This is a genomic window from Gordonia sp. (in: high G+C Gram-positive bacteria), assembly GCF_049299075.1.
Taxonomy (GTDB): Bacteria; Actinomycetota; Actinomycetes; order Mycobacteriales; family Mycobacteriaceae; genus Gordonia.
In genome coordinates this window covers 1-8,547 of the sequence record NZ_JBAQWU010000333.1, presented here as the reverse complement: position 1 = coordinate 8,547, position 8,547 = coordinate 1, and the positions used below count along the sequence as shown (strand labels likewise).

Genomic DNA, 8,547 nt, shown 5'->3' with positions numbered 1-8,547 from the left:
CAGGTTGGCGTCGACGGTGTCGCTCCCGGCATCCTGCAGCTGGTAGGCCTGCAGTTTGTGCAGCAGACCGATGCCGCGGCCCTCGTGGCCGCGCATGTACAGCACGATGCCGCGACCTTCGGCGGCGACGGCTGCCATCGCGGCATGCAGCTGGGGGCCGCAGTCGCAGCGCAGCGAGCCGAAGACGTCACCGGTCAGGCACTCCGAGTGCACCCGAACCAGGACATCGTCACCGGCACCGCTCGGACCGTCAATATCACCCATGACCAGGGCCACATGCTCGACGTCGTCGTACGGGCTGGTGTAGCCGACGGCGCGGAAGTCACCGTACTCGGTGGGAATCCGGGCCTCAGCCACGCGCACGACATGCTTCTCGTGCTGGCGGCGCCAGGCGATCAAATCGGCGATCGAGACCAGCGCTAGGTTGTGCTCGTCGGCAAAGGCGCGCAGCTCGTCGGTACGCGCCATCGCGCCCGGGTCGGTCTGGCTGACCACTTCACAGATCACCCCGGCCGGGCGCAGACCGGCCAGTCGCGCCAAATCGACGGCGGCCTCGGTATGGCCGGGCCGGCGCAACACGCCGCCTTCTTTCGCGCGCAACGGCACCACATGGCCGGGCCGGGTGAAGTCGTGCGCCTGAGCGAGCGGATCGGCGAGCTTACCGATCGTCGTCGCGCGGTCCGCGGCGCTAATTCCGGTACCGACGCCTTCGCGCGCATCGACGGTCACGGTATACGCGGTACCGTGCTTGTCCTGGTTGACCGAGTACATCGGCGGGAGGCCGAGCCGGTCGCAGTCGGCGCTCTCCAGCGGCACGCAGACGTAGCCCGAGCTGTACCGAACCATAAAGGCGACCAACTCGGGCGTCGCCTTTTCCGCGGCGAAGATCAGGTCGCCTTCATTCTCGCGATCCTCATCGTCGACGACGACGACGGCCCGGCCGGCAGCAATGTCGGCGATGGCGCGCTCAATGCTGTCCAGCCGGGTTGTGGTGGCCTGTTCACTCATTGTTCACTCACTCTTCTCGGTGCTCTGCGTCGGACCCGACTGGGTCAGCCGCTCCACATACTTAGCGATGACGTCGACTTCGAGATTCACTGAGTCGCCGGTCTGCGCCAGTCCCAGGATGGTGTCGGCCAGCGTCGTCGGGATCAGCGAAACCTCGAGACAGTGGTCGCCGACCGCGGACACCGTCAGCGAGGTGCCGTCGACCGTGATCGAGCCCTTCTCCACGATGTACCGGGTCAATTCCGGGGGGACGTCGATCCGCACGACAGTCCAGTGCTCGGCGGGCGTGATGAGGATGATGGTGCCGACGCCGTCGACATGACCCTGCACCACATGGCCACCGAACCGGCCATCGGCCGGCATGGCCCGTTCGAGGTTCACCCGCGACCCGGGCAGCAGGTGCCCGAGGGAACTGCGCCGCAGGGACTCGGCCATCACGTCGACGGTGAAGATTCCGTCCGCGACGTCGACGACAGTCAGGCAGACCCCGTTCACCGCGATCGAATCGCCGCGGGCAGCATCGCTGGTGACCAGCGGTCCACGGATCGACAACCGCGCAGCTTGGTCCAGATCGTCGCGGTCGACGATCTCGCCGCGCTCTTCCACGATTCCGGTGAACACGTCTCTCCCTTTGCTCGCTCACGCGCTCGGGGAGCCCAGGGTGCGGTGCGCCGCTGGGTGTCCTCTCGTATCCGGACTGTGACCGTCGGCTCCGGGATCACACCGGAATCTGCTGACCCCACCTCATCGCTGGGGTGGGCGCTCGCGGGCTCGGCCGGTTGTGACTAACGTCGCAGCAGGCCATTACCGCCGGTGGGGAGTTTCACCCCGCCCCGAGAACTCTACGATCGACGCTAGCACGCACCGGGCACGTCGCGCCGCACGCACCAAGCCTGTCCTGCCGTGTTAGATATATCCACACCGGGCGAAATCCTTACCGCCCGGTCCACCACTCGGCGAAGGCGACTCATGACCAACGACATCCCCGCTTCGGCTGCGCCCGCTCAGACCGGACCGGCGCGGCCGGCGAATGCAGCCGTGACTTTTCTGAAGCGCTTCTGGCTGCCGATCGTTCTGGTGATCCTGGCGATCATTTTCATCGTCACTAATACCGAAGATGCGACCTTCAACATCGGCTGGGTACGCATCACCCAGCCGTTATGGCTCCTGCTCACCATCACCCTGCTCGTCGGCTTAGTGATCGGCTGGTTCGTCGGCCGCCGCGGGCGCAACGACAAGTAGACGAACGGTTCGAGTACGACCGGCGGTCAGGCGGGCGAGAGCGTGAGCAGGAGGTCGTCGCCGAGGTCGGTGACGCCGTCCCGATGGAAGTGATGGGCCTGCGTCAAGGTCTGCACCGATCGGTCCAGGACCGCCGGGTGTCCGTCGCCGAGGATGATCGGTGCGAGGTAGACCTGCAGCTCGTCGACCAGGCCGGCGGCCAGGAATGCGCCGATGATCCCCGGTCCCCCTTCCAGCAGCACCCACAGCGCGTCGGGCAGAGCGGCGAGGACGTCGGCTGGCGCGTAGGAGCGCACCTGTATCAACGATGACGTCCCGTCGCGCAGCTTCGCGTCGGCGGGCAGCTCTCGGTTGCCGACGACCACCCGCACCGGCTGGTGTGAGTAGAGCGCACCGTCGGGTCGTCGGGCGGTGAGCGACGGGTCGTCGGCCAACGCCGTTCCCGTCCCGATGATGATGGCGTCCAGAAGTGCCCGCTGAGCGTGTGCGTGTTCCCGGGCGGCCGAGCCGGTGATCCATTGGCTGGTGCGGTCCGGGGCAGCGACCCGCCCGTCTAGGGTGCTGGCGATCTTCGCCGTGACGAACGGCCGCCCGTGTGCAGCGCGGAACACCCAATGCCGTAACGGACCCTGCCGCGCAGCGGCCTCCAGTACCCCACCAATCACGTCGATGCCCGCGGCGCGCACCGTCTCCGCTCCCCCGGCCGCCTGCGGATTCGGATCGGCGATTGCATAGTGCACGGCGGCGACGCCAGCGTCGATGAGCGCCTGCGCGCACGGCCCGGTGCGCCCGGTGTGGTTGCACGGTTCCAGCGTGACGACGGCGGTGCCGCCGCGCGCGCGGTCCCCGGCCTCGTCGAGGGCCACGATCTCGGCGTGGCGACCTCCGGGTGGTTGCGTATATCCGACGCCCACCACCTCGCCGCGGCAGTCCAGGATCACAGCGCCCACCGGAGGGTTTGGTGAGCTGATGCCGACCGCATCCCGGGAGGTGTCGATCGCGAGCGCCATCGCCTCGGCGATCTCCATCGGCTTACCCGCGAGCTGCCGTAGCGAGCGCCCGCAGATCCGCCACCCGCGCGCTGGGGTCGTCGCCCCCGTATACGGCCGAACCGGCGACAAAGCAGTCGACACCGGCCTCGGCGGCCTCCTCAATGGTGGACGCCGCGATGCCCCCGTCGATCTCGATCAGCAGCGTGAGTTGCTCGGCGTCGATGATCTTGCGCAGTTCGCGAACCTTGCCGAGCACCTCGGGCATGAACTTCTGCCCGCCGAAGCCGGGTTCGACACTCATGATCAGCAGGGTGTCGAACTCCGGCAGGATCTCCAGATAGGGAGCAAGGGCAGTGCCCGGCTTGATGCCCAGACCGGCTTTGCCGCCGGCGGCGCGGATATCGCGAGCCACCGAGATCGGGTCGTCGGTGGCCTCGGCGTGGAAGCTGACGTTGTAGGCGCCGGCCTCGGCGTAACCGGGCGCCCAGCGGCCGGGGTCGGTGATCATCAGGTGGCAGTCGACGGGGATATCGGTGGCCCGCAGAATCGACTCGACCACGGGCAGCCCGAGCGTCAGGTTCGGCACGAAGTGGTTGTCCATGACGTCCACGTGCACCCAGTCGACACCCGGGTCCACCACGGACGGTCCGACCGCTGCGATCTCGGACTGCAGATTGGCGAAGTCGGCGGACAGGATGGAGGGCGCGATCATCGGCGCGGGGCGTTGGCACATGGGGCTGAGTGTACTTTCTTCCGGGCCGCCGATACCGGGCGGCGGCATCCGGTAGGCGGTGCGTTTAGGTTAGACACATGGGTGTTGTGAAGCACAGATGGTCGTGGTGGCTGCTCGGCGCGCTGGGTGCCGGTCTGGGTGCGGTGCTGGTGACCGTCCGGACAACCCCGACGCCGGGCGCCCTGCTCATTCGCACGATGTTCAACTACGAGGGCGGCAAGGTCCTCGCGCGCAATCTGCGCTACGCCGACGATTCGGTGACTATCGAGCGCGACATCGACTACCTACCGGTCGGCTCTCCGATGCGTCGCACCGTGGACCGCGACACCCGGTTGGACCTCTACCAGCCAGCTGGCCGGGCCGCGCGGGCCCGTCCGCTGCCGCTCATCGTCTGGATCCACGGCGGCGGCTGGGTGTCCGGCGACAAACGCGACCCGGGACCGTTCCTCACCCGGCTGGCCGCGGCCGGTTTCGCTGTTGCGTCGGTGAACTACTCGCTCGCACCGGGGCAGATCTACCCGCTCGCGATCCGGCAGCTGAATGCGGCGCTGGGCTATCTGAGCGAGAACGCGCAGGCGTATGGCATCGCTAACGAGTCCATAGTGCTGGCCGGCGACTCCGCGGGCGGCAACCTGGCCGCGCAACTGGCGGCGATCATCACCGATGCCAACTACGCCGAACGGATGGACGTTGAACCATCGCTTCGTCCGCCGCAGGTACGCGGCGCCCTGCTGTACTGCGGCGTCTACGACTCGTATGCCCTGTCCCCCGCGCATCTGCCGCGCGGACTGTCGACGTCGATCCTCCGCTGGGCCGTCAGCAACACCCTGTGGGCGTACACCGGGAACCGATCGTCACCCTCGGCGCAGCGCGATCAGATGTCCACGGTGCAGGCCGTGACGGGCGCCTACCCGCCGGTCTGGGTGACCGGCGGCAATGCGGACATCCTGACCCGAACCCAGAGCGTGCCGTTGGTCGACACACTGACCGCGCTGGGTGTGGACGTCTCGTCGCTGATCTGGACCGACCAGATGACCGACCAGCAACTCGGTCACGAGTATCAGTACGAATTGAGCACCGACGCGGCGCAGCGAGCGCTGGCCGAATCGATCGCCTTCGCCCGCCGGGTCACCGGCAAACCTGCGGGCTGAGCGTCAGACGTGGCCGGACACGTACCGGGGTCGGCTGCCGACAGTGGTCAGCAGGGCCTCGTGCAGCTCCGGGCCGTATTCGGTCAGATCCGGCCAATCCACGAGCACCAGCCCGCATTCGGTGCGCGCATACGGCGTACTGCCGATATGCCAATCCCCGATCAGCGCGGTGAAACCGCACGACGGGCACTCTTCTTCGGGCTCATCGCCGCCGTCCCACCACTCCTGCGGATCCCAGTCGTCGAGGAGGTCGTGGCACTGCGGACATTCCGGCGGGACGCTGTCCGAGAACGCGCTCACCGTCGCACCGGGCCCCAGGTCCACGGAGATGGCATCGCGCTCGTCCAGCGGAAGCGGATTGCCGTCGGCCGCCGCCGAGTGCGCGATCGCCATGATCTGGTTGAGCAGCTCTTCGTCTACCTCGCCGCCGGCCTCGACCGGATCGGCGTCCGGGTCGGCGCTGAGCGCCAGGCGCAGCGTCCGCTCCATCTGCTTCTCGGCCGCGGCGCCGCGGTCGTTGAGCGAGAAGTAGAACTGCAGAAACTGGCTCATCAGGCGTCCTTGCGCAGCGCGGCCAGGAACATAGCGTCGGTGCCCTGGCGGTGCGGCCACAACTGTACGTCCGGCCCGGAGCCAAGGGTCTCCGGATCGACGACGTCGCCAGCGGCAAACGGACGCGCATCCAGTTGCGTCACACCGGGATTGGCGTCCAGCACCGCCGACACCACGCCGGTGGTCTCGGCCGGGTGCGGCGAACATGTGGAATAGAGGACGACGCCGCCGGGTCGCACCAGACGTAGCGCCTCGGTGAGCAGTTCGGTCTGCAACTCCACCAGCGCCGGAACTTCGGCGTCGGTGCGGCGCCAGCGCGCCTCTGGGCGACGGCGCAGTGACCCCAGACCCGAGCACGGCGCGTCGACCAGGATGCGGTCGTAGCCGGGCTCCAGACCGCTATCGCGGCCGCCGGCCACGTGCACGTCCACCGGCAGGCCGTCGACCACCGTGGCGATCAGCTCGGCGCGGTGCTCGGAGATCTCCACGGCGTCCAGGTGCGCGCCCAACAGATCGGCCAGCGAACCGAGCAGCGCAGCCTTGCCACCCGGGCCGGCGCACAGGTCAAGCCAGCGGCCGTTGTCGTCGCCGACCAGTTCGGCGCGTTCGAGGGCCACCGCGACCAATTGGCTGCCTTCGTCCTGCACCCCAGCGTAGCCGTCGCGGACCGCATCTAGCTTGCCCGGATCACCCTCGGGCAGGTACACGCAGTACGGCGAGTAACGCCCCGTCTCGCCGCCGCTGATCAACGCGAGTTCTTCGGCAGTGATCTGGCCGGGCCGGGCGACGAGGTGCACGATCGGCCGCTCATCGTCGGCCGCCAGCGCGGCCTGCAGTTCCCCGGCCGAACGGCCCAGTGCAGTGAAAAAGACCTCGCCGATCCAGCGCGGGTGCGCGTAGGTGAACGACAGATTTCCGACGAGGTCATCGGTGATCGGCGGGGCCAGTTCGTCGACCCAGAACTGTTCGGTCCGCTGGGAAATCTTGCGCAACACGGCGTTGACGAAGCCCGACGGGCCCATCCCCTTCTCGCTGCGCACCAAGTCCACCGACGTGGACACGGCCGCATGCGCGCCAATCCGGGTGCGCAGCAACTGATACGCACCCAGCCGCAGGACGTCGAGCAGATCGCCGTCGATCTCACTGACCGGCCGGCCCGCGGCCGCGCCGATAATGGGATCAAGCAGTCCCATGCTGCGCGCGGTGCCGTAGGTCAATTCGGTCGCCAGCGCGGCGTCCCGACCGGTGATATTCCGCTCGCGAAGGAGCTTGGGCAGCAACAGGTTTGCGTACGCGTCACGTTCGCGGATGGCCCGCAGCACGTCGCGGGCGACGAGGCGGTCGGCACCGAGATCCTTATCCCGGACCTTTTTGGTGTCGCGCTGGGTGTCGCGTTCGCTCATGTGAAGGATTCCGTTCCGGTGAGGCGGGCCCCGCGGGCCCAATCGGCCGCAGGCAGCGGCTTCTTACCTGGTGGCTGCACCCACCCCAGTTGCACGGCGCCCGACGAGGTTCCGACGAAGACCGCCTTGCGCCCCGCCGAAATGTGTCCGGGAGCAAGGTCTTTCGGATCAACGGTGCAGTGCAGCAGATCGGCGCCGTCGGAAATCGTGACCGGTCCGAGCTTGATGCGGTTGGCGCCCAGCTCGGTCCACGCGCCCGGTGCGGGAGTGTGTGCCCGGATGGTGCGATCGATGAGATGCGAGGGCAGGTCCCACCGCACGCGCGCATCTGCGACGGTGATCTTGGGTGCGTAGGAGACGCCGTCGATCGACTGCGGTACCGGCGACAACTCGTCGGCGGCGATGCCGTCGACCACGTTGCGGGTGAACAGTGCACCGGCTTCGGCGAGCCGGTCGAGCAGATCCCCCGCAGTATCGGTACCCCGAATTCGTTCGGTGAAGGTGCCGAAGACCGGTCCGGTGTCCAGACCTGCTTCGAGGGCGAAGACACTGGCGCCGGAGAACTCGTCACCGGCCGCGATGGCCGCCTGCACCGGGGCTGCGCCACGCCAGGCCGGCAGCAGTGAGAAGTGCAGATTGACCCAGCCGTACGGGAGTGCGGTGAGCACGTCGACGGGGATCAGGCCACCGTAGGCGACCACGACGCCGATGTCGGCGTTCCACCGGGTCAACGCCTCCGCGACCGCGAGATCACTCATCCGCGCAGGGGCGATGACCTCGATCGCGTGGCTGTCGGCGAGCTCACCGATCGGGCTGCGCACCGGGGTGCGACCGCGTCCGGCGACGGTGTCGGGGCGGGTGATTACCCCGACCACCTGATGGTCGTCGGAGTCGATCAATTCCCGCAGGGTCGCCACGGCCGGCTGCGGGGTACCCGCGAACACCACTCTCATGTCAACCGATGGTAGGCGGGTCCACCTGGACCCGGATACCCGCGGTGTCTTCGTGTCGCGCGTGCCGCAACACCTGGGCGGCACGCAGGGCGGCCGCGAGCTCCCGTCCGCGGCTGCGGTCGATCCGCAGCAAGACCCGTTCGACGCCGTCGCGCAGGTCCAGACCCGCGGGTGGTCGTACACCGGGCGGCAACGGCACCGGTCCGAGCACTGTTGCGCCTGCGGGCAGATCGATCAACCCAAGAAAGGCGCTGATCGCCGCCGGGGGTCCGTCCACCGAGGCCATGGTCGCCGCGGGCGGGAAGCCGAGTTCGCGGCGCATCGCCAGTTCCTGCTCGGCCGCGCCGACTGGATCCCAGCGGATCAGGGTCTGCACCGGCGCCAGCGCCGCATCTGCGACGACCACCACGCGCCCACCGTCCTCGCGCGGGCGAACCAGAGTCGCCACCGCCATCCAGTTGCGGACCGTCTCCTCGGCCGCCCGCAGATCCTGGCGATCGAGCTGTGCCCAGG

Annotated in this window: 9 protein-coding genes, 1 pseudogene and 1 riboswitch; of the genes and pseudogenes, 2 read left to right on the top strand and 8 right to left on the bottom strand. The window is 68.3% G+C overall.

What is annotated here, in order from left to right; all coding sequences use genetic code 11:
* Both WAW85_RS10520 and WAW85_RS10515 read right to left on the bottom strand, forming a co-directional pair.
* On the bottom strand, positions 1–1,008 hold a 1,008-nt coding region (locus WAW85_RS10520), incomplete at its 3' end, for a bifunctional 3,4-dihydroxy-2-butanone-4-phosphate synthase/GTP cyclohydrolase II (RefSeq protein WP_422559562.1).
* A 3-nt stretch (positions 1,009–1,011) separates the two neighbouring features.
* Positions 1,012–1,629, bottom strand: a complete 618-nt coding sequence (locus WAW85_RS10515) for a riboflavin synthase (RefSeq protein WP_422559561.1) — start codon at positions 1,627–1,629, stop codon at positions 1,012–1,014.
* Positions 1,630–1,684: 55 nt separating this feature from the next.
* A riboswitch (FMN riboswitch) is annotated at positions 1,685–1,853 on the bottom strand.
* Between the two features lie 124 nt (positions 1,854–1,977).
* On the opposite strand from WAW85_RS10515, the gene WAW85_RS10510 reads away from it, so the two are divergent.
* Complete coding sequence (locus WAW85_RS10510) at positions 1,978–2,250, top strand: LapA family protein (protein WP_422559560.1); 273 nt, start codon at positions 1,978–1,980, stop codon at positions 2,248–2,250.
* Positions 2,251–2,276: 26 nt separating this feature from the next.
* On the opposite strand, the gene ribD is transcribed toward WAW85_RS10510, so the two are convergent.
* Positions 2,277–3,278, bottom strand: a complete 1,002-nt coding sequence (gene ribD / locus WAW85_RS10505; RefSeq protein ID WP_422559559.1) for a bifunctional diaminohydroxyphosphoribosylaminopyrimidine deaminase/5-amino-6-(5-phosphoribosylamino)uracil reductase RibD — start codon at positions 3,276–3,278, stop codon at positions 2,277–2,279.
* Positions 3,279–3,282: 4 nt separating this feature from the next.
* Positions 3,283–3,975: a ribulose-phosphate 3-epimerase gene (rpe, locus tag WAW85_RS10500; protein ID WP_422559558.1), complete on the bottom strand. Its 693-nt coding sequence runs from the start codon at positions 3,973–3,975 to the stop codon at positions 3,283–3,285.
* 77 nt (positions 3,976–4,052) lie between these two features.
* Between rpe and WAW85_RS10495 the strand changes: the two genes are divergently transcribed.
* Positions 4,053–5,126, top strand: a complete 1,074-nt coding sequence (locus tag WAW85_RS10495; protein WP_422559557.1) for an alpha/beta hydrolase — start codon at positions 4,053–4,055, stop codon at positions 5,124–5,126.
* 3 nt (positions 5,127–5,129) lie between these two features.
* On the opposite strand, the gene WAW85_RS10490 is transcribed toward WAW85_RS10495, so the two are convergent.
* The 4 genes and pseudogenes from WAW85_RS10490 to WAW85_RS10475 form a co-directional block, all read right to left on the bottom strand.
* Positions 5,130–5,678, bottom strand: coding sequence for a hypothetical protein (locus WAW85_RS10490; RefSeq protein ID WP_422559556.1), 549 nt, complete (start codon positions 5,676–5,678; stop codon positions 5,130–5,132).
* Positions 5,678–7,081 carry an RsmB/NOP family class I SAM-dependent RNA methyltransferase gene (locus WAW85_RS10485; protein WP_422559555.1) on the bottom strand — a complete coding sequence of 468 codons (1,404 nt, stop codon included), beginning with the start codon at positions 7,079–7,081 and terminating at the stop codon, positions 5,678–5,680. The genes WAW85_RS10490 and WAW85_RS10485 overlap by 1 nt, the downstream gene beginning before the upstream one ends.
* Entirely contained in the window at positions 7,078–8,034 is a 957-nt protein-coding gene (fmt, locus tag WAW85_RS10480; RefSeq protein WP_422559554.1) for a methionyl-tRNA formyltransferase, read from the bottom strand. The genes WAW85_RS10485 and fmt overlap by 4 nt, the downstream gene beginning before the upstream one ends.
* Position 8,035: 1 nt before the next feature.
* Positions 8,036–8,547: pseudogene (locus WAW85_RS10475) on the bottom strand (primosome assembly protein PriA); the annotation flags it as partial.

Excerpts from the sequence above, each read along its gene's own strand:
- WAW85_RS10510 (WP_422559560.1), top strand. The coding sequence starts at position 1,978 with ATGACCAACGACATCCCCGCTTCGGCTGCGCCCGCTCAGACCGGACCG.
- ribD (WP_422559559.1), bottom strand. The coding sequence starts at position 3,278 with ATGGAGATCGCCGAGGCGATGGCGCTCGCGATCGACACCTCCCGGGAT.
- rpe (WP_422559558.1), bottom strand. The coding sequence starts at position 3,975 with ATGTGCCAACGCCCCGCGCCGATGATCGCGCCCTCCATCCTGTCCGCC.
- WAW85_RS10495 (WP_422559557.1), top strand. The coding sequence starts at position 4,053 with ATGGGTGTTGTGAAGCACAGATGGTCGTGGTGGCTGCTCGGCGCGCTG.
- WAW85_RS10490 (WP_422559556.1), bottom strand. The coding sequence starts at position 5,678 with ATGAGCCAGTTTCTGCAGTTCTACTTCTCGCTCAACGACCGCGGCGCC.
- WAW85_RS10485 (WP_422559555.1), bottom strand. The coding sequence starts at position 7,081 with ATGAGCGAACGCGACACCCAGCGCGACACCAAAAAGGTCCGGGATAAG.
- fmt (WP_422559554.1), bottom strand. The coding sequence starts at position 8,034 with ATGAGAGTGGTGTTCGCGGGTACCCCGCAGCCGGCCGTGGCGACCCTG.